The following is a 20,042-nucleotide window of genomic DNA, read 5'->3' as shown; positions in this document are numbered from 1 at the left end:
GCTTTGTAGGAGCGCACCCGGTGCCCGACCGCAGCCTCTCACTTCACCTCAACCGTCACTCGAAACCCGCAACACCAGCTTCCCCGTATGGCTGCCATCAAACAGCCGATTGAGCACCAAGGGAGCGTTCTCCAGCCCGTCGGCCACGGTTTCGCCGGCCTTGATCTTGCCGCTCACCACCCAGCCGACCAGATCCTGCACGGCGCGCTGCTGATCCTTGTAGTCGAACGCGAGGAAGCCACGCACGGTCAGGCGCTTGACGATGATGACGCTGTAGTCGTCGGCGGGCTTGCCACCGCTGGCGTAGTTGGCGATGAGCCCGCACAGCGCGACGCGGCCTCCATTGACCATGCGCGAGAACACCGCGCGCATCACCGCGCCGCCGACGTTCTCGAAGTTGACGTGCACGCCGTCGGGCGTGGCCGCGGCCAGTTGCTGCTTGAAGTCCTCGGCCTTGTAGTCGACGGCGGCATCGAAGCCCAGGTCGTCGACGAGGTGGCGGCACTTCTCCGCGCCGCCCGCGATGCCAACGACACGTGCGCCGCGCAGCTTGCCGATCTGTCCCGCGATGGAGCCCACGGAGCCGGCCGCCGCGGATACCACCAGCGTTTCGCCGGCCTGCACCGGCGCGATCTCGGTGAGGCCGTAGTACGCGGTGATGCCGCTGAAGCCGCAGGCGCCCAGCAACGTGGGCAGTGGGACAGGCGGCTTGGGCGGCAGCTTCGCCCAATAACCGGTCTTGCCTTCGTCGAGCAGTGCGTAGTCCTGCCAGCCGACGAGGCCCTGCACGAGATCTCCCACGGCATAGTGCGTGGCCTTCGACGCCACCACGCGGCCGATGCCGATGCCGCGCATCACCTCGCCGATGGCCACGGGCGGCATGTATTGCGGCACGTCGCTCATCCATACGCGGTTGGTCGGGTCCATCGACAGGTAGAGCACGCGCACCAGCGCCTGGCCGTCCCGTAGCTCGGGCGTGGGTGTTTCGCGCAGCTCGAAGTTGTCCTCGCGTACCAGGCCCTCCGGGCGCGTCTTCAACAGCAATTGTCGGTTCGTGAAACTCATGGCGTGAACTCCCTGGAAATGCGGTTCAGACGGCGCAGGCGCCGCCATCGAGCACCAGCTCGGCGGCGGTGACGTAGCGGCTTTCATCGGAGGCGAGATACAGCACGGCGTAGGCCACGTCGTCGGGATCGCCGAGGCGATGCAAGGGGATGCCGCGCACCAGCTTGCGCGTGGCTTCTTCTTCGCCAAGCTTTTCGAAGAACGGTGCGACGATGCCCGTGCGGATGAAGGCGGGGTGCACCGAATTGCAGCGCACGTCGATCTTCTGTCGTGCGCAATCCAGCGCCACCGACTTGGTCAGCATCGCCACGGCCGCCTTGGAGGTGTTGTAGGCGGTGTAGTCCGGATCGACCTTGAATGCCGCGAGCGAAGAAATATTGATGATCGAAGCCGGCTGCGCATCGCGCAGATAGGCCATCGCGTGCTTGCAGCCGAGCATCACGCTCTCCACGTTGACGCTCATCACGCGTCGCCACTCCTTCAGCTCGATGGCGCCGATGCCGCCCAGCGAGCCGATGCCGGCGTTGTTCACCAGCACCGAGATGCCACCCATCGCCAGCGCCGCTTCGACGAGCAACCGCTCCCAGTTGCCCTCGTCGCGGACGTCCTGCGGCGCCGACCAGGCGACCTGGTTGCCTGCTTCTCGGTTGATGCCGTCGGCGAGCGTCGCGGCGGCATCGCCATCAAGATCGGTGAGAAACACTTTGGCGCCGTGGCGGGCAAGCATGCGCGCCATGGCCGAACCCAGGCCGCCGGCCGCGCCGGTGATGAAGGCGCGCTTGCCGGCGGCGCGCAGGTGTTGTTGTGAAGTCATGCGCGCTCCAAGGGGGTCAGACGCTGAGATAACCGCCATCGACGTTCAGCACCGCACCCGTGGTATACGAGGCGGCGCTGGATGCGAGATACAGGGCCGCGCCGGCCATCTCGGACGGCTGCGCCACGCGGCGCATCGGTACGTGGGCCAGGGCCTGCTTGAGGATGGCCGGCGTGTTCACTAGCACCGAGGCGAACTTGGTGTCGGTGAGGCCCGGCAGCAGCGCATTGCAGCGCACGCCCTGTTCGGCACACTCCACGGCGAAGGCCTTGGTCATCGAGATCACGGCCGCCTTGGTGATGGAGTAGATGGCCTGCTGGAAGCCGGGCACCACGCCGTTCACCGACGCGACATTGACGATGGAGCCGCCACCGCCCTTGGCCATCAGCCGCGCGCCATGCGTGGACATGTAGAAGTAGCCACGGATGTTGACGTCGACCGTTTTCTGGAACACGGACGGGTCGGTATCGAGGATGTGGCCGAAGAACGGATTGGTGGCGGCGTTGTTGACCAGGATATCGAGCCGGCCGTGCCTGCTTTCGACCTGCTCGTACAACGAGGCGATCTGCTCCAACTCGCCGATATGGCAGGCCATGGCTTCGGCCGAGCCGCCTTCCGCGGCGATGGCCTCCACCACCGCCTGGCAGTCCGCCTGCTTGCGGCTGGAGACGATCACGTGTGCGCCGTGCTGAGCGAGCAGCTTGGCGATCTCCGCGCCGATGCCGCGGCTGGCGCCGGTAACGATGGCGACCTTGCCGGTGAGGTCGAACGGATTGGGTGGGGTCATGGCGGATGTCCGATGGGGTGGGATGGCGCGGGAAGGAAAGTGAAGGTCATCGCAGGGTCACCAGCTGCGCATCGCCGGCGCGTTCCAGGTGCGGCCAGGCGTTGTACGTCACCAGCGTCGATGTGCGCGAACCTAGACGAATGCGCGTCACGCCGGTGTTCACCAGGGGCCAACTCAGGCAAAAAGCCTGCGATGGCGGCACCCCAAGCAGGGCGCTGGCGATCACGGCGATGGGGCCGCCCGACGTGAAGGCCCAGATCGTCCGCGCCGGCTGCTCCGCCAGCGCCTGCAACGCGGCGAGTGCGTTCGCGCGAAACGTCGTCCAGCTGCAGCGGTATTCGGCGTCGTGGGCGCCGCTCGACCAGCGATCCAGCGCTTCCACGAACAGGCGCTGGAAGGCGCGGTGCGGATCGTCGCTCTGTTTCATCGCGGCTCGCAGCGCACCCGGTGCCGCCAGGTCGGGGCGAAGGCGTGCCAGCAGTTCAAGGTGGTCCACCTCGTCCAGCCCAGGCAACGTCATGGGCGGCAGCGACAAGCCAGCGGCGCGCAGGCAATGCCCGGCGGTATCGCGATGCCGGACGCGAGGGCCGATGGCAACCAGATCCGGCGCCGGCGGGCACGCGGCCAGCCATTCGCCCAGCAATGTCGACTGTCGTTCGCCGGCCGGCGACAGCTGGTCGTAGTCCTCGGCGCTGAAGCTGGCCTGGCCGTGACGTATCAGGAGCAGTTCGCGCATGGTCAGCCTTCGGCCGCGATCAGGCGACGACAGCGCACGCCCATGTAACGGGCTGCGTCGCCAAAGCCCGCGAATTGCGGGTTGGTGGTCTGGCCCAGTGCGTAGCGACGGTAGATCTGCTGGATGATCACCATGAGGCGAAACAGGCCGAATACTTCGTAGAAGCCGAAGCGCGAGACGTCCAGGCCGGTGCGCTCGCCGTAGTAGGCAACGACTTCCGCGCGCGTGAGCATGCCGGCCTCGTGCGTGGGCTGGCGCCGGAACGACTGGAACACCTTGTCGTCATCGGCCTGCACCCAATAGGCGAGCGAGCCGCCGAGGTCCATCAGCGGGTCGCCGATGGTGGCCATTTCCCAATCGAGCACGCCGATGATGTCCAGCGGATTGTTGGGTGCCAGCACCACGTTGTCGTAGCGGTAATCGTTGTGGATCACGCGGCTCGCGTTGTCGTGCTTCGGTTGCGTGGCCTCGAGCCATGCGATCACGTCGTCGCAAGGATCGGAACCGTCGGTGGCCGCCTGTCGCCAGCGCTCGCCCCAGCCGGCCACCTGGCGCGCGATGTAGCCTTCACCCTTGCCAAGCTCGCGCAACGCCGGTTGCTGCGTGTCGACGCGATGCAGGTCGATCAATCGATCGACGAAGCCCAGGCAGAGGCGGCGCACGCCGTCGCGGTCCAATCCCAGTTCGGCCGGCAGGTCGCGGCGCAGGATGGTGCCGTGGAGGCGTTCCATCACGTAGAAATCCTGGCCGATCACCGCGGCGTCGTCGCAGCGCGCGAGGATCGCCGGCACAAACGGGTAGCTCGGCTTCAGCGCGTGCATCACGCGTGCCTCGCGCAGCATGTCGTGGGCGGACCTGGCCTTCGCGCCGCGCGGCGGGCGGCGCAACACCAGCTCACGGTCCGGGTAGCTGAGCAGATAGGTGAGGTTGGAGGCACCGCCCGGGAACTGCTTCACCGTTGGCATGCCTTGGAGCCCGTCGATGCGTTGCTTGAGGAAGGCATCGACGCGCGCGACGTCGAACGCATCCTCCTCGCGCACCGCGCGGGCCTGGTCGGGAATCGCGGTCATGCGTGATGCTCCCGTGCAAGCTGCGCCTTGGCTTCGAGCTTGGCGACAACGGCGCGATGCACTTCGTCGGGGCCATCGGCGAGTCGCAGCACGCGCGCGTAGGCGTAGAGCTGGGCCAGCGGGAAATCGTCGGTAAGCCCCGCGCCGCCATGGATCTGGATGGCCGCGTCGGCGGCCTGCTGTGCCACGGCGGGCACCACCACCTTGATCTGCGAGATCAGGCTGAGCGCAGCCTTGGGACCTTGCGTGTCGAGCATCCATGCCGTCTTCAGCGTGAGCAGCCGCGCCTGCTCGATCGCCATGCGCAGATTGGCCACGATGTCCGCGTTGCCACCCAGCTTGAACAGCGGCTTGCCGAAGGCGACACGCGACTGCGCGCGCCGGCATAGCAGGGACAGGGCGCGTTCCGCCGCGCCCAAGGCGCGCATGCAGTGGTGCACACGGCCGGGGCCGAGTCGACCTTGTGCGATCTCGAAGCCGCGACCCGGGCCGAGGATAACGTTCTCCACCGGCAGGCGCACATGCGAGAAGCTCAGCTCGCCATGTCCCGAGGGTTCGTCGAAGTCGTGGAATACCGGCAGCATGCGCTCGATGTGCACGCCCGGTGCGTCGAGCGGGCAGATCACCATGCTGTGGCGGCGATGCGGCTCGGCATTCGCATCGCTCAGGCCCATGAAGATCACGAAGCGGCAGTGCGGATGGCCAAGCCCCGTGGTCCACCACTTGCGGCCATCGAGCACCACCTGGTTGCCTTCGATGCGCGCGGTGGCCTGCATGTTGGTGGCGTCGGACGAGGCCACGTCCGGCTCGGTCATCGCAAAGCCGGAACGGATCCCGCCGTCGAGCAGCGGTTGCAGCCAGCGTTCGCGCTGCGCGGGCGAACCGTAGCGATGCAGCACTTCCATGTTGCCGGTGTCCGGCGCGCTGCAGTTGAACACCTCGGGCGCGATGAACGAGTGGCCCATGATCTCGGCCAGCGGCGCGTACTCCAGGTTGCTCAAGCCGGGGCCTTCTTCCAGGTCGGGCAGGAACAGATTCCACAACCCTTCGGCGCGCGCCTTGGCCTTGAGCTGCTCCATCACCACGGGCTGTCGCCAGTCGCGGTGATCGGCGCTGCCCGTCAGCTGGGCGGCATAGACGGCTTCGGCGGGGCCGATCTCCTCGCGCATGAAGCGCGTGAGCCGATCGGCCAGTACCCGGGTGCGTTCGGAAGGGCTGAAGTCCATGACGGTTCTCCTGATTCCACCGCAGCCTACGCCCCTGACATCCAATGATTGAAATGAATATGCTTTATGGCAGGTCATCAACTGGGCGAATGTCTAGCCGGTATGGAGCGCATCGACCTCAACCTGTTCCGCGTGCTGGACGCCATCTATACCCAGGGCGGCGTGAGCGCGGCGGCACGCGCGCTGCACCTGACCCAGCCGGCGGTCACGCATGCGCTGGGGCGCCTGCGCGACCACCTCGGCGATCCGCTGTTCGTGCGGCAGGGCAATCGCCTGCTGCCCACGGACAAGGTGCGCGCGATGATGCCTTCGGTGCAGTCGCACCTGAAGGGCCTGCTCGCGAGCGCGCATGCGCAGCCGCAGTTCACGCCGGCGCAGCTGCAGATGGAATTCGTCATCGGCTTCCGCGACATCCTGGAATCCATCGCGCTGCCTCGGCTGGTCGCCGAGATCAGCAAGGAAGCGCCGGGCGTGCGCCTGGTCAGCCGCCGCGTTGCCGCCAGCGACATGGAGCGCGAGCTGAGCGCGGGCACGCTGGACCTCGTCGTCGATCGTCCGCTGCGTGCCGGCGCGCGCATCGCCCACCAGCACCTGCTCGACGAGACGCTCGTGGTGGCGATGCGGCGTGACCATCCCTGTGCGAGCCAGTGGTCACGTGCCGGCTACCTCGCTTCGTCGCACGTGATCGTCTCGCCGCTGGGCGAGCCGAATGCGCTGGATACGCTGCTGGGCCAGAAGGGCGTGTTCCGCGAAGTGCGGATGGTGGCGCAGCACTATTTCGCCGCGTGCCAGATCGCCGCCTCCAGCGATCTGCTGCTGACCGTGCCCAGGGCCTACGCGGAGCATGTGGCGCCCTTGCTGCCCATGGCATTGCAGCCCTTGCCGATACGCATCAAGGCGATTCCCATCCTTGCCTACTGGCACGATTCCAAGGACGACGATCCGGCGCATGCCTGGTTCCGTGAACGGCTCGTCAAGTCGATCACCGGTGCCATGCAGCCGTCTTCGTGATGACTTGCGGGCGGCATGCCGGCGAGCGCACGATGCGGATAGCGCCGCACGTAGCCCCTGCACGCGCTGAGATGACTCCAGAAAGCGCCTGGCAGCGACACGCCGGGCCGATGCCATGACGAGGTTTCGCATGTCCGAGCAGTCCGCGCCCGAGGTCGTCTACGACCCGACGGATCCGATGAATCGCAAGGAGCAGATGTTCCCGCGCCTGGATCCGTCCATGGTGCAACGCATCGCCTTGTATGGGCATGAGGAGCACGTGCCGGCGGGCACGGTCCTGTTTCAGCGCGGCGACCGCGGCGTGGATTTCTTCCTCGTGCTCGATGGCCTGGTCGAGATCTTCGACCTCGACAAGCACGGGCATCCCAACGTGTTCACCATGTACGCCGCGCGGCAGTTCAGCGGCGAGATGAACATGTTCAACCGCCGCGCCGTCATGGCCTCCGCGCGCGCGGCCATGGACAGCCGCGTGATCCGCGTTGCGGCCGCGGACTTCCATCGCATGGTGGCCGCCGAGGCGGACATCAGCGAGATCATCATGCGCGCCTTCATCCTGCGGCGCGTGGGCCTGATCCGCATGGGTTACGGCGGCGTGGTGGTGGTCGGCCCCGGGCACAGCGCGGACACCTTGCGCATCGAACGCTTCCTGGTGCGCAACGGCTATCCGCATCGGCTGATCGACACCGAGATCGATCCGGATGCCGGCGGCTTCATCGAGTGCTTCCAACTGCGGCGAGAACAGCTGCCGGTGGTGATCTGTCCCGAGCGGTGCTTCCTGCAGAACCCGAGCACGGCGGAGCTCGCCGACGAACTTGGGCTTACCGAAGTCATCGATGAGCATCACGTCTATGACGTGGCCGTGGTGGGGGCGGGGCCGGCGGGGCTGGCCGCGGCCGTGTACGCCGCGTCCGAGGGGCTTTCCACCATCGTCCTCGAAGGCCTGGCGCCGGGCGGGCAGGCGGGCACATCGTCCAAGATCGAGAACTACCTGGGCTTTCCCACCGGCATTTCCGGCCAGGCGCTGGCGGGACGCGCGCAGGCGCAGGCACAGAAGTTCGGTGCCCGGCTGGCCGTGTCGCGGCAGGCGGCCAGCATCGATTGCAGCGGGCAGCCGTACCGGCTGCGGCTGGACGACGGGCAGATCGTCACCGCGCGCGTCGTCGTCGTCGCCACCGGCGCGCGCTACCGCAAGCTGGACGTGCCCGGTTACCTGCGGTTCGAAGGCGAGGGCATCCATTACGCCGCCACGGCGATGGAAGGGCAGCTGTGCGCCAATGAGGAAGTGGTGGTGGTCGGTGGCGGCAACTCGGCGGGACAGGCGGCGGTGTTCCTGTCGCGCATTGCCAGGCACGTCCACATATTGGTGCGCTCCAACGGCCTGGCCGCCACCATGTCCGACTACCTCGTGCAGCGCATCGCGCAATCGCCCTCCATCACGCTGCACACGCGCAGCGAAGTGGTGGGGCTGCATGGCGAGCCGCGCCTGCAGGAGATCACCTGGCGCAATCGCGACAGCGGCGAGCTCACGGCCTGCGAGGCAGGCAACATGTTCGTGATGATCGGCGCCGAGCCCAACACGGACTGGCTCAAGGACTGCCTGGCGCTCGACGACAAGGGTTTCGTGCTGACGGGGCGTTGCGCCCAGGGCCATCTGCTCGAATCGCCGTATGCCACGACCCGACCCGGTATCTATGCCGTGGGCGACGTGCGTGCCGGCTCGGTCAAGCGCGTGGCCTCCGGCGTTGGCGAGGGTTCGGTAGTCATCCAGGCCGTGCATCACTACCTGCATCCGGAAGCCATCTGAGCGCGCGTGCCGGGCACTACACTGTCGGCCTTTCGACCCAGGAAGCCGCCATGCCACACCCGTCGTTCTGCCCAATGGCCACTAGCGTGGTATGGCGGCATGGCTGAGGTGCGCCAGGTGCTCGCCGGCGCCGCGGGGACGCTTGGCGACCGGCTGGAGGCGGAGTTGTTGCTCGTGCACGTGCTGGGCAAACCGCGCAGCTGGCTGATCGCGCACGCGGACGACGAGCTGGATGCGGCGCACACCGCTGCCTTCGACGCGCTGGTGAAACGCCGGGCCGATGGCGAGCCCGTGGCCTATATCACCGGTCGCCGTGGCTTCTGGTCACTGGATCTGGAAGTAACGCCCGCGACGCTGATTCCCCGGCCCGAAACCGAATTGCTGGTGCAACTGGCGCTGGACCGGTTGCCCGCCACTGGGCTCACGCGTGTCGCCGACCTTGGCACCGGCAGCGGAGCGATCGCGCTGGCCATCGCGCGCGAAAGCGCCGCGACGCAGGTGACCGCGACCGACGCCAGCGCCGAGGCCCTGGCCGTCGCACAACGCAATGCCCACGCGCAGCGCATTGCCAACGTCAGCTTTGTACAGGGTGACTGGTTGTCGCCGCTGCATGGCCAGGCCTTCGATGTGATTGTCTCCAACCCGCCGTATATCGAAGCGGATGATCCGCATCTCGAGCGGGGCGACCTGCGTTTCGAGCCGGCCAGCGCATTGGCGTCGGGCAAAGACGGCCTGGACGATATTCGCCGCATCGTGGCGGACGCGCGCGCGCATCTGAAGCCCGGCGGCTGGCTGCTGATGGAGCACGGCTGGAACCAGGGCGCCGCGGTACGCGTCCTGCTCGAGCAGGGCGGCTACCACGACGTGTTCACCGCACAGGATCTGGAGCAACGCGACCGCGTCTCAGGCGGCCGCCGCCCTCATCGATAGGAGCGCACCTGGTGCGCGGCCGCCTTTCGCGCCGGTCTCCACGGTCATCATCCCGGCGCGGGCCGGACAAGCGCGCAGAACGTCCGTAGGCGGCCCCGCAGGGGCGAGCGTAGCGAGTCACCCAGGGCCTCGGTTTCTGATTGGCGCATTTCGCGATCGGGCTCGCCTGCGACCGAAGGGAGTCCCTATGGGGCGGCGGGCTTCCGCCGGCCTGCCGTCCGCCGGGTCACTTTTCTCTGCGTGGCCACGTACGCGCGGGAGCGCGTGCGAACGGCGAAGCCGGCCCGTACGCGGGGAGGCGCCATGGATGGCGCCGCTTTGAGGAGCGAGGATGCCCGGAGTAGAGAAAAGTAACCACCGAGAGGGTGGCAATGCCAAAAGAGAGGCCACCCCGATGCCGCGCCCCTGGGGGGGCGCCATAGGGGAGGGAAGATCAAGAGCGGACTTTACCCTGTAGGAGCGCACTCAGTGCGCGACCGCAGAGGTCATCGATGCGCTGCGGTCGCGCACTGGGTGCGCTCCTACAGGGAGAGAGAGATTGTCGCTCGCGATGTGCCGCGCAGCGGCACGAGCCTTCACCCATCCCCTGTGGGGCGGTGAGGGGTGGACGAGCAGGCCCCGCCGGGGTGCCCGACAGGGATGTCGGGCACTTTTCGTCCGGGCAGGAGCCCGGTCGAAAAGCCCGGCCGCCCCTCACGCACTGGCTGGGCAACGCCCAGACAGCGCCACGCGGGGTGCTCTTTCTTTTGGTTACTTTTCTTTGAGCAAGCAAAGAAAAGTGACCCGGGCCGCGGCAGCGGCTCGGAAGCCCGCGGCCCCACAGGGACTCCCTTCGGTCGCAGGCGAGCCCAATCGCACAAACCCGGCAACGACAGCACCAGAAATCTTCATGCATCGAAACGACGAACGTGCAGACCGGCGCGAAAGGCTGTCGCGCACAGGGTGCGCTCCTACAAGGGAACGAACGCCACGCGAAGCGAAAGTGACCCGGGCCGCGGCAGCGGCTCGGAAGCCCGCGGTCGGCGAGCCAGGCCGCGATAACGCAACGATCAAGGCGCAACGACTGTGCCGGTAAGTCAGGCAAGGACTGAGGCGAAAGGCGGTCGCGCACAGGGTGCGCAACCGCAAGGCTCGGGGCTTTGGAGCCCGTTTGGGATCAGCCCGCGTTGGCGACGCTTGCTGACGTCAACTGGGGAAATCGCGCGCGGATCGCATGACGGATGCTGGGCAGGTCGAGGCCGGCCATGGTCAGCACTTCTTCGCGGCTGCCGTGTTCGAGATACACGTCAGGCAGGCCCAGGTGCAGGATCGGCTTGACGATGCCGTGCGCCGCGAGGCACTCGGCCACGCCGCTGCCCGCGCCGCCGGCGATGGCGTTGTCTTCCAGGGTGACGAAGGCATCGTGGGTCTTCGCCAGTTCGAGGATCATCGCCTCGTCCAGCGGCTTCACGAAGCGCATGTTGACCAGGGTGGCGTCGAACTCGGCGGCGATCTCGGAGGCCGGAGCCAGCATGGCGCCGAAGCTCAGCAGCGCCAGGCCGCGGCCGCGGCGGCGCAACTCGGCCTTGCCGATCGGCAGCGTTTCCAGGCCCTTGCCGAGCGGCACGCCCATGCCGGTGCCGCGCGGGTAACGCACCGCGGCCGGTCCGTTGAACTGGAAACCGGTGCTCAACATCATGCGGCATTCGTTTTCGTCCGCCGGCGCCATGATCACCATGTTCGGCAGGCAGCGGAGGAAGCTCAGGTCGAAACTGCCCGAGTGCGTGGCGCCGTCCGGACCGACCACGCCCGCGCGATCGATGGCGAAGGTGACGTCGAGGTTCTGCAGCGCCACGTCGTGGATGGCCTGGTCATAGGCGCGCTGCAGGAAGGTGGAGTAGATCGCCACCACCGGCTTCGCGCCCTCGCAGGCCATGCCGGCGGCCAGCGTCACCGCGTGCTGCTCGGCGATCGCCACGTCGAAGTAGCGCTGCGGGTATTCCTTGGAGAAGCGCACCAGGCCCGAACCCTCGCGCATGGCGGGCGTGATGCCCAGCAGGCGCTCGTCGACGGCGGCCTGGTCGCACAGCCAGTCGCTGAAGATGTCGGTGTAGGTCGGCTTGGACGGGCCGGATTTCTTCACCAGGCCGGCGATCGGATCGAACGGGCCCACCGCGTGGTATTCGATCTGCGCCTGCTCGGCCGGCGCGTAGCCCTTGCCCTTGGTGGTGATGACGTGCAGCAGCTGCGGGCCGGGCAGGTCCTTCACCGTGCGCAGCGCGGCGAGCAGCTGCGGGATGTTGTGGCCGTCGATCGGGCCGGTGTAATGGAAGCCCAGTTCCTCGAACAGCGTGCTCGGCACGAACATGCCCTTGGCGTGTTCTTCCCAGCGCTTGAAGAAGCGGCCGAACATCGACTGCTTCGGGATCGCGCGCTTGGCGCGTTCGCGCAGCGCGTTGAGGCGGCGGCTGGAAATCGCGCGCGCGGCCATCTTGGTCAGCGCGCCGACGTTCTCGCTGATCGACATGCCGTTGTCGTTGAACACGACCAGCATGTTCGGCTCGACATCGCCGCCATGGTTCAGTGCTTCGAACGCCATGCCGGCGGTCATCGCGCCGTCGCCGATCACCGCCACGAACTTGCGCGGGTCACCCTTGCGCTGCGCCGCGATGGCCATGCCCAGCGCAGCCGAGATCGAGGTGGAGGAGTGGCCGACGCCGAAGGTGTCGTACTCGCTTTCCTCGCGACGCGGGAACGGCGCCAGGCCGTCCTTTTTCTTGATGGTGGTGATGCGGTCGCGGCGGCCGGTCAGGATCTTGTGCGGGTAGCACTGGTGGCCCACGTCCCAGACCAGGCGGTCGTTCGGCGTGTCGAACACGTGGTGCAAGGCCACCGTCAGCTCCACCACGCCCAGGCCGGCGCCGAAGTGGCCGCCGGAACTGGCCACGGCCTCGATCAGGTACTGGCGCAACTCGTCGGCGACGGCAGGCAGCTCCTCGTCGGGAACGCGACGCAGGTCGGCGGGCGTTTCGATGGGGGCCAGGTGAGGGAAGCGGGACAGGTCGTTCATCGGCATATTGTTGGCCCTGAGGGAGGGCGGAGCAAGGGCGACCAAGTGAAAACTTGCTGTTGATCCATGCACATGGCGCAGACGCCGGGGGCGCGAGGCTCGGGGCGGGTTCCCCCGCAAAGGGTCTTCACATGAGTGCCTACAAGCTGTTCCAGCGCTTCGCCGAGGCCGTGGCGCGATGGTCGGGCCGCCCGGCGGCGTTCGTGCTGGCGGTCCTGGTCGTCGCGGCCTGGGCGCTGACCGGCCCGATGTTCCACTTTGGCGATACCTGGCAGCTGGTCATCAATACCGGTACCACCATCGTCACGTTCCTGATGGTGTTCCTGATCCAGAACACCCAGAACCGCGATTCCGTGGCCTTGCAGATCAAGCTGGACGAGCTGATCCGAAGCTCGTCGGCGCATAACGCGCTGCTGAACCTGGAGGAGCTGGATGACGTCGCCCTGGACCGCATCCGGCGTCACTACTGCCGGCTGGCCCACGAGGCCGCCGTGACGGCGGTGGACGATATCGAGCGCGAACTCGGGAAAATCGAGAAGGACCGGACCTGACGCGCAGCGCGGTCAGGCCATGTGCTCCCGCCGATCGCGCGGCAGGTGGCTGACCAGGAACTCCATCTGGTCGGCCAGGATGTTGCGGTTGGACAGGATCAGGTGCTCCACCCAGCTTGGCCGGTAGGGCACGGCCAGCAGGGGCATGTTGGCCTGCTGCGGGGTGCGGTTGGCCTTCTTGAGGTTGCAGGCCAGGCAGGCGCTGACCACGTTTTCCCAGGTGTCCTTGCCGCGCTTGGAGATCGGCAGCACGTGGTCGCGGGTCAACTCGCCCCGGCTGAACCGGTCGCCGCAGTACATGCAGAGGTACCGGTCGCGGGCGAACAAGGCGGTGTTGGTGAGCGCGGGGGCGGGATCGATCGCGTGGTCCCGGCAATGGCCGGTGCTGGCGATGATCGGGTGCAGGGACAGCTTGCTCTGCTCGCCGCTGGCTCGGTTATGGCCGCCGTGTACGGTCAGGCAAGGGTCGCCCAGGGTCCAGGCGACGGCATCGCGGACATAGAGGCAAACCGCCTCCTGCCAGCTTATCCAGTCGAGAATCCGGCCAGCGGCATCCAGCGAAAGCACGCGGGTCGAATGAAGGTCGACAACGCGGCTGGGTACTTCCATCAGCATGCAAAACCGTCCTTCAACCAATGCGAATGAACGTTCGGGCGATGCAACGATGCTTCAGGGCCTGCCTGCCTCCGCGGACGGAACAGGCCCTATTCACTTGAGCATAGACCATATCCATGACAGAACACACGCAAATGATTGTCGCAGCAGGGAGAACCGTCTCCGGCAAGGGGATTCGCGAGGCGCGCCGGGCGCTGATATAGTGATCGTTCATCTGTAACCCGGGGCCGGGTTTGGGAGGGGGAGCCTGGGTGGCGACCCCGGCACGGCAGGGAGAGGTATCAAAGTGGCTGAAGTTCTTTTCTACGAGCGTCCCGTTCCGCTCAACCGCAACGACCACAAGGATCTGCGCATCAGGCCGATCCCGAACCTGAAGTTCGCCAAGACCGTGCACTCGGTCCCGCTGACCGGCGTGGAATTCCCCGCTGCGGCGCGCGACCTGCCGATCCTCTTCGGCGGCCAGTCGATCGAAGACGCCGGCCCGATGGCCCTGCTGGGCCTGCGCCAGAACGAGAACCTGTTCGTCGACGCCGATGGCGTGTGGGAACAGAACATCTACATCCCCGCCTTCGTGCGCCGCTACCCGTTCGTGCTGGCCGAGAAGCCGGCCGGCGCGGAAGGCGACGACTTCACCGTGTTCCTGGACGAAGCCTATGAAGGTTTCGGTACGTCCGAGGGCGACCGCCTGTTCAAGGAAGACGGCAGCGACACCGAGATGCTGGCCAATGCCGTGCGTTTCCTCGGCGAGTTCCAGCAGCATGTGACCCGCACGCAGTGGTTCATGGAGCAGCTGCGCAAGCACAACCTGCTCGAGCCGCGCAACATCCGCCTGGAGAAGGATGGCAAGGCCATCAACCTCAATGGCCTGTTCGTGGTCAGCGAAGAAAAGCTGCGCCAGCTCGACGAAAAGACCACGCACGAGTTCCTGAAGGAAGGCGTGTTCGGCTGGATCTACGCGCACCTGCTGTCGCTCAGCAACATCGACCGCGTGTCGCAGCGCCTGGGCCAGCGCGAGCAGGCCGAAGAAGCCACCTCCGCGCTCAAGAACTGAGTTCCGGCGCCGCGGCATCGAAAGGTGCCGCGGCGTTTTCCGGTGGCGCGCAAGGCGTCGCACGGCGGGCCCGTTCCCGGCCCGTCCTCACATCCTCCAAGCATGCGCAGGCGATATGCTGCGACTTACGCGGGTCCTCGGCGCCCCGGCCCGGGCGTTGCAGCGCTTCCGCGGTATCCCCACGGGGCACCGGCATGTCGGAGCAGAACAAGCGAGTCGTTCTGGATTACGTGGATGCGTTCAATCGCGGCGATCTCGACGCGGTATGCGAGCTGTTTGCCGCTGACGCGCTCATCCATGGCGCCCTCGGCTGGGGCGGCCTCGACACGGCCCGGCCGCTCTGGAGCGACCTGATGCGCTGCTTCCAGGTGAGCCTGGAAGTGGACGGCATGATCGCCGAAGGCGACACGGTCGCCGTGCGCTATACCGAGCGTGGCCGATCGGTCGATTCGTTCCGCGGCGGACCGGTCACCGGACGCGACTACGAAATGGTCGCGATGGAATGGTTTGCGGTGAAGGAAGGGCACATCGAGCGTCGCTGGGGCGCTCGCGATACGGCGACCATGTTCCGGCAGCTGGGGTTGCCGCTGCCCTAGCGCGACGTAGCCGTGCGTTCCTCGTACCGGAGGGCAGGACGCCAGTCCGCGCCGCGGCCTTCCGGCGTGCAGTCGAGCAGGTTCCATAACGGCCAGATCGCGTCGACATGGCGCGGATCCTGCCCCGGCTCCGGTGGCACGAACATCAGTTCGCTGCACCACGCGTGATGGATCTTGCCGTCGCGCCGCAGGAACACGTTGAGCGCCGGCATCTGCCGGCCGTCCGCGGTTTCGCCGTGGTAGTCGGCGTTGTACGTGTTGTGCGCGGACGACAGCAGGTGCAGATGCCGCCAGCCGCGTTCGCGCGCGAAGTGGCGGATGCGCTGGATCGGCGACTTCGCGACCACCGCGACATGGATGCGTTGGCGCAGATGGGGCATCTCGCCGTCGAGTGCATCGAGGATGGACGAGCACGAAGGGCAGGGCTCGTCCATCGCCGGACCGAACATGAAGCTGTAGATGGCGAGGCTGTCCTTGCCATCGTCGAACAGGTCGGAAAGCCGCAGCTGCCGCTCGACATCGGGGTCGACCGGCGTGTCGCCCTCATCGTCGAAGAAGTAGTCGACCGGTATCTCGCCCCCTGGCGGCAGGGCGCGCCGCAGCGCCGCAACCGCTTCCACCTGGCGACGCAATTCGATCTCGGCATGCAGCAGGCGGTCGCGCGCGACGCGGTAGGCGGCGCTTTCACCGGGGAATCGCACGGCATGCAAGGTCTGGCTCATGGCACTCCACCTCGTGCAGCGGCCGCGGTCGCCGCGGTCATGCGCCCCTGTGCGTAGCGGTGCGCGTCAGCGGACGGGCTTGGCCAGGCGCAAGAGGTCGGCGGCGTAGCCGGCGCTTTCGTAGATGGCGCGCGCCCGTTCGTTGCCGGGGAAAACCGCCAGCGTCACGAGCTGGCAGCGGTGCTCCCGCGCCCAGTTCTCGGCATGCTCCAGCAAGGCGCGGCCGACGCCGCGGCCTTCATGCTGCCGGGCCACGGCGATGTCCGAGATATGGCAATTGCTGCGGCCGGTGAAGTAATCCTGCGTCTTTTGCAGGTGGATGAAGCCCACCGGTTCGCCGTCGTCGTCCTCGGCCACGAACAGGAAGCTGTTGGCCGGCTGGTCGTCGAGGTGGTGTCGCAGGTCGTTGCGGATGCCTTCGATGCATTCGTGGCGCCGCCGCCATGGCGGCAGGGTGAAATCCACGAAACGGGGCACCAGGCCGAGGATGAAATCGTCGTCGTCCTCGGCGAGGCGGATCAGGTACGTGGCATCGCTCATGCGGGCTGACCGGACTAGCGAAAGGGGTCTGCCGTTTCTACACCCGGCGCGGGCCCGCGGGTAGTGCCTGGCGCCGGGTCCATTCGTCGCGGGAGCTCACCCGGTGCGCGACCGGGGCCGGATTTGCCACGCCCTGGCATGCCATGCCTTGATCCGCCAGGAGGGTCTCGTGTTCGCGATGACCGGACGCGGTGGTTGCCCCGCCTCCGCGGTCGCGCACAGGGTGCGCTCCCACAGGGGGGGCGCCTTTAAAAAAGGCCCTCTCGGTGAGAGGGCCTTTCGCTGTCAGGCGATGGCGGGAAGGGTGTCCACGCCGGCTTCGATGGCCGCCTTGTGCATCAGGCAGCGCGGCAGGATGCGCGCGAAGTAGAACTTCGCGGTGTCGCGCTTGGCCTGCTTGAACGACTCCTGCTGGCCGCTGTTGGCGAGCGCGGCCACGTTGCGTGCCCACATGTAGGCGAGCGTGATGTAGCCGGAGTAGTACAGGTAGTCGCTGGCGGCGGCGCCGAGCTCTTCCGGATTGGCCGTCACGCGCTGGGCCAACGACAAGGTGAGGTCCGCCCATTCCTTGGTGTAGGTGGCCAGCGGTGCGATCAGGCCGGCGAGTGCCGGATCCTGCAGGTGCTGCTGGCAGAACACCTGGATCTCCTTGGCGAACAGCTTGAAGCCCGCGCCCTGCAACTGGAGGATCTTGCGGCCCAGCAGGTCGGCCGCCTGGATGCCGGTGGTGCCTTCGTACAGCGTGATGATGCGGGCGTCGCGCACGAACTGCTCCACGCCGTTCTCGCCGATGTAGCCGTGGCCGCCGTACACCTGCAGTGCTTCCTTGGTGCACTCCTGCGCGAGTTCCGTCACTACGCCCTTGGCGATCGGGATCAGGAACGCGACGAGGTCGCTGGCCGCCTTGCGGGTGGCTTCGTCGGCGCCGCGCGCTTCCACGTCCGTCTGCAGCGAGGTGTACAGCAGCAGCGTGCGCGAGGCTTCCACGAAGGCGCGCTGGGTCAGCAGCATGCGGCGCACGTCCGGCTGCACCAGCAGGTTGTCGGCCGGCTTCTCCGGGAACTTCACGCCCGACAGCGAACGGCCCTGCAGGCGCTCGCGCGCATAGTTGAGGCTGTTCTGCAGCGCGCGCTCGGACAGCGCCAGGCCCTGCACGCCCACGCCCAGGCGCGCGGCATTCATCATGGTGAACATCGCGGCCAGGCCCTTGTGCGGCTGGCCGATCAGGTAACCCTCGGCGGCGTCGAAGTTCATCACGCAGGTGGCCGAACCCTTCAGGCCCATCTTGTGCTCGATGGCGCCGGCGGCGACGCGGTTGCGCTCGCCCAGCGAGCCATCCGCGTTCACCTTGAACTTCGGCACGATGAACATCGAGATGCCGCGGCTGCCGGCCGGTGCGTCGGGCAGGCGGGCCAGCACGAGGTGGATGATGTTCTCGGCCAGGTCATGTTCGCCGGCGCTGATGAAGATCTTGGTGCCGGTGATCTGGTAGCTGCCGTTCGCGCCGGGTTCGGCGCGCGTCTTGAGCAGGCCCAGGTCCGAACCGGCCTGCGGCTCGGTAAGGCACATGGTGCCGGTCCAGCGACCTTCGACGATGGGCTTGAGGTAGGTGTGCTGCTGCTCTTCGGTGCCGTGCAGCTCCATCGCGTGGCAGGCGCCCTCGGACAGCAGCGGGTACAGGCTCCACGACAGGTTGCCGGACTGGAAGATCTCGGTGGTGGCGGTGCCCATCACGTTCGGCAGGCCCTGGCCGCCGAAATGTTCGCCCTGGGTGAGGCCGGTCCAGCCGCCTTCCGCGAAGGCCTTGAAGGCTTCCTTGAAGCCCTTGGGCGTGGTCACCGTCTGCGTGGCCTTGTCGTAGACGCAGCCTTCCTGGTCACCACTGGCATTGAACGGCGCAAGCACCGCTTCGCTCAGTCGACCCGCTTCCTCCAGCACGGCGTCCAGCAGGTCGCGCGTGTGGCCGTCGCCACCCTGCAACTTGGTGAGGACGGCTTCGGCGTCGAGCACGTCGAAAAGAGCAAAGCGCTGGTCGTCGAGGGGGGCCTTGTAGATCGTCATGGCGAAGTTCCTTCGTGGATGATGCGGGCGCGGTGTTCAGCGCCAGGTGTTAGGGATGCCCGGCACCGGCGAAAGCCAGTCGTTGCCGTGGAAACTGAAATCGCGCGCCTTGTCTTCCTGTTCCGGCTTGGCGTGCGCACTACCGTTCACGCTGTAGGGCACGCTGCCTGCGCTGCCCTTGGCGGCCGCGGTCTTCAGCGTGGCCGTCATTTCCGGGGTGGGGAGCACGTCGATCTGGGTGACGTCGGCGGCGAAGGGTGGAATGTCGAGGTCGAAGCGGCTGTGCAGGCGTACCGGCACCAGCTCGGCGATTTTCAGTTCGCCGTCGAGCGAGCTGAAATCCATGCTGCCGTAGCTGTTGTTCTGGATGCGGACAGTGAGGCGCCACTGGCCGTCCGGCCGCGCGGTCATCTCCTGGATGCTCACCGTCGGCGGAAACACGCTCTTCTTCGGCGGCCCGCAAGCCACCAGGCCAGCCACCAGAGCACCGAGCGCTACACCACGAAGCAGTCGTCCCATGGATATACCTCAAACGATTGTTTGAATCTTAGCAGGATGACCTTGCCGTCTGTCACGGGGGGAGATCAACCCGCGGCGATCTCATTCGGGATGCGATCACGCCGGTGTGATGGAGTCGCATGCCGCGGAGAGGTTCCCATGGCGCATCGCAACAGGCATCATCGCGGGCTCTCCCACCCGAATTCAGCCCGCCCATGACCCGACGCATCGTTGCCCGCCGCTCCCCCATCCACGGCAATGGCGTTTTCGCCGTCGCCCCGATCAAGAAAGGCGAGGAGATCATCGAGTACAAGGGCACGCTGATGACGCACGTCGAGGCCGACGCGATGTACGGCGACGGCGGCGAGACGGGTCATACGTTCCTGTTCACGCTCAACGACTATTACCTGATCGACGCCAACCGCAAGGGCAACACGGCGCGCTGGATCAATCACAGCTGCGATCCCAACTGCCAGGCGTTGATCGAGGAAAGCGAGAACGGCGATCCGCGCAAGGATCGCGTGTTGATCGAAGCCATCCGCAACATCAAGCCCGGCGAAGAGCTGACCTACGACTACGGCATCACGCTGGACGTGCCGCATACCGCGCGCCTCAAGAAGCTGTGGAAGTGCCTGTGCGGCTCGAAGAACTGCACGGGCACGCTGCTGAAATCCAAGCGCTGAGCTTTGACTCCCCTGTAGGAGCGCACCCAGTGCGCGACCGCCGTTCGCGCCGGTCTTCGTTGTTTCGGCATGCCTGGTTCGCGCTCGCTTAGCTAGTTGTTGTGTTTCTGCAACCGGGCCGGCCCGCGACCGAAGGGAGTCCCTTTGGGGCCGCGGGCTTCCGAGCCACTGCCGCGGCCCGGGTCACTTTCTCTTCGCGGCGTTCCCCTGTAGGAGCGCACCCTGTGCGCGAC

Annotated in this window: 19 protein-coding genes; 7 read left to right on the top strand and 12 right to left on the bottom strand. The window is 66.8% G+C overall.

All coding sequences use genetic code 11. From position 1 onward, the window contains the following. Nucleotides 1-48: 48 nt before the first annotated feature. The 6 genes from JMF82_RS16495 to JMF82_RS16470 are packed head-to-tail and all read right to left on the bottom strand — an operon-like array spanning nt 49 to nt 5,698. Entirely contained in the window at nt 49-1,065 is a 1,017-nt protein-coding gene (locus tag JMF82_RS16495) for an NADP-dependent oxidoreductase (protein ID WP_201315644.1), read from the bottom strand. Between the two features lie 25 nt (nt 1,066-1,090). Continuing rightward, entirely contained in the window at nt 1,091-1,879 is a 789-nt protein-coding gene (locus JMF82_RS16490; protein WP_201315643.1) for an SDR family oxidoreductase, read from the bottom strand. 16 nt (nt 1,880-1,895) lie between these two features. Then, on the bottom strand, nt 1,896-2,666 hold the full coding sequence (locus JMF82_RS16485; protein WP_201315642.1) for an SDR family oxidoreductase: 771 nt from the start codon (nt 2,664-2,666) through the stop codon (nt 1,896-1,898). Between the two features lie 46 nt (nt 2,667-2,712). Continuing rightward, nucleotides 2,713-3,402 (bottom strand): histidine phosphatase family protein, encoded by a 690-nt coding sequence (locus JMF82_RS16480; RefSeq protein WP_201315641.1) that lies wholly within the window; start codon nt 3,400-3,402, stop codon nt 2,713-2,715. 2 nt (nt 3,403-3,404) lie between these two features. Beyond that, nucleotides 3,405-4,472 carry a phosphotransferase family protein gene (locus tag JMF82_RS16475; protein WP_201315640.1) on the bottom strand — a complete coding sequence of 356 codons (1,068 nt, stop codon included), beginning with the start codon at nt 4,470-4,472 and terminating at the stop codon, nt 3,405-3,407. Next, entirely contained in the window at nt 4,469-5,698 is a 1,230-nt protein-coding gene (locus JMF82_RS16470) for an acyl-CoA dehydrogenase family protein (protein ID WP_201315639.1), read from the bottom strand. Before JMF82_RS16470 ends, JMF82_RS16475 begins: the two co-directional genes overlap by 4 nt. Nucleotides 5,699-5,764: 66 nt before the next feature. On the opposite strand from JMF82_RS16470, the gene JMF82_RS16465 reads away from it, so the two are divergent. The 3 genes from JMF82_RS16465 (at nt 5,765) to prmC (ending at nt 9,443) form a co-directional block, all read left to right on the top strand. After that, nucleotides 5,765-6,709, top strand: coding sequence for a LysR family transcriptional regulator (locus JMF82_RS16465; protein ID WP_236585521.1), 945 nt, complete (start codon nt 5,765-5,767; stop codon nt 6,707-6,709). 130 nt (nt 6,710-6,839) lie between these two features. Continuing rightward, entirely contained in the window at nt 6,840-8,513 is a 1,674-nt protein-coding gene (locus tag JMF82_RS16460) for a cyclic nucleotide-binding domain-containing thioredoxin-disulfide reductase (RefSeq protein WP_201315638.1), read from the top strand. A 99-nt stretch (nt 8,514-8,612) separates the two neighbouring features. Then, the gene (prmC, locus tag JMF82_RS16455; protein WP_201315637.1) at nt 8,613-9,443 is read left to right on the top strand and encodes a peptide chain release factor N(5)-glutamine methyltransferase; all 831 of its coding nucleotides are present in this window, start codon (nt 8,613-8,615) and stop codon (nt 9,441-9,443) included. 1,156 nt (nt 9,444-10,599) lie between these two features. Here prmC and dxs read toward each other — a convergent pair. Beyond that, nucleotides 10,600-12,492 carry a 1-deoxy-D-xylulose-5-phosphate synthase gene (gene dxs, locus JMF82_RS16450; RefSeq protein WP_201315636.1) on the bottom strand — a complete coding sequence of 631 codons (1,893 nt, stop codon included), beginning with the start codon at nt 12,490-12,492 and terminating at the stop codon, nt 10,600-10,602. A gap of 131 nt (nt 12,493-12,623) precedes the next feature. Between dxs and JMF82_RS16445 the strand changes: the two genes are divergently transcribed. Further along, nucleotides 12,624-13,043 (top strand): low affinity iron permease family protein, encoded by a 420-nt coding sequence (locus tag JMF82_RS16445; protein ID WP_201315635.1) that lies wholly within the window; start codon nt 12,624-12,626, stop codon nt 13,041-13,043. 12 nt (nt 13,044-13,055) lie between these two features. Here JMF82_RS16445 and JMF82_RS16440 read toward each other — a convergent pair whose 3' ends face one another. After that, nucleotides 13,056-13,658, bottom strand: a complete 603-nt coding sequence (locus JMF82_RS16440; RefSeq protein WP_201315634.1) for an HNH endonuclease — start codon at nt 13,656-13,658, stop codon at nt 13,056-13,058. Between the two features lie 286 nt (nt 13,659-13,944). Between JMF82_RS16440 and JMF82_RS16435 the strand changes: the two genes are divergently transcribed. Both JMF82_RS16435 and JMF82_RS16430 read left to right on the top strand, forming a co-directional pair. Next, nucleotides 13,945-14,709 (top strand): SapC family protein, encoded by a 765-nt coding sequence (locus JMF82_RS16435; RefSeq protein ID WP_201315633.1) that lies wholly within the window; start codon nt 13,945-13,947, stop codon nt 14,707-14,709. Between the two features lie 194 nt (nt 14,710-14,903). After that, nucleotides 14,904-15,305: an ester cyclase gene (locus JMF82_RS16430; protein WP_201315632.1), complete on the top strand. Its 402-nt coding sequence runs from the start codon at nt 14,904-14,906 to the stop codon at nt 15,303-15,305. On the opposite strand, the gene JMF82_RS16425 is transcribed toward JMF82_RS16430, so the two are convergent. The 4 genes from JMF82_RS16425 to JMF82_RS16410 form a co-directional block, all read right to left on the bottom strand. Next, the gene (locus tag JMF82_RS16425; protein ID WP_201315631.1) at nt 15,302-16,027 is read right to left on the bottom strand and encodes a DUF899 family protein; all 726 of its coding nucleotides are present in this window, start codon (nt 16,025-16,027) and stop codon (nt 15,302-15,304) included. The genes JMF82_RS16430 and JMF82_RS16425 overlap by 4 nt on opposite strands. Before the next feature lie 66 nt (nt 16,028-16,093). Beyond that, nucleotides 16,094-16,567, bottom strand: coding sequence for a GNAT family N-acetyltransferase (locus JMF82_RS16420; protein ID WP_201315630.1), 474 nt, complete (start codon nt 16,565-16,567; stop codon nt 16,094-16,096). 285 nt (nt 16,568-16,852) lie between these two features. Next, the gene (locus JMF82_RS16415; RefSeq protein WP_201315629.1) at nt 16,853-18,628 is read right to left on the bottom strand and encodes an acyl-CoA dehydrogenase C-terminal domain-containing protein; all 1,776 of its coding nucleotides are present in this window, start codon (nt 18,626-18,628) and stop codon (nt 16,853-16,855) included. Nucleotides 18,629-18,664: 36 nt separating this feature from the next. Further along, nucleotides 18,665-19,147: a hypothetical protein gene (locus JMF82_RS16410; protein ID WP_201315628.1), complete on the bottom strand. Its 483-nt coding sequence runs from the start codon at nt 19,145-19,147 to the stop codon at nt 18,665-18,667. Nucleotides 19,148-19,341: 194 nt separating this feature from the next. On the opposite strand from JMF82_RS16410, the gene JMF82_RS16405 reads away from it, so the two are divergent. Further along, on the top strand, nt 19,342-19,809 hold the full coding sequence (locus JMF82_RS16405) for an SET domain-containing protein-lysine N-methyltransferase (RefSeq protein ID WP_201315627.1): 468 nt from the start codon (nt 19,342-19,344) through the stop codon (nt 19,807-19,809). Nucleotides 19,810-20,042: the final 233 nt, after the last annotated feature.

The sequence above is a fragment of the Dyella sp. EPa41 genome, assembly GCF_016586165.1.
In the GTDB taxonomy this organism is placed as follows: Bacteria; Pseudomonadota; Gammaproteobacteria; order Xanthomonadales; family Rhodanobacteraceae; genus Dyella.
Note: the sequence above shows the minus strand (reverse complement) of the source record. Positions and strands in the feature narration are given on the sequence as shown.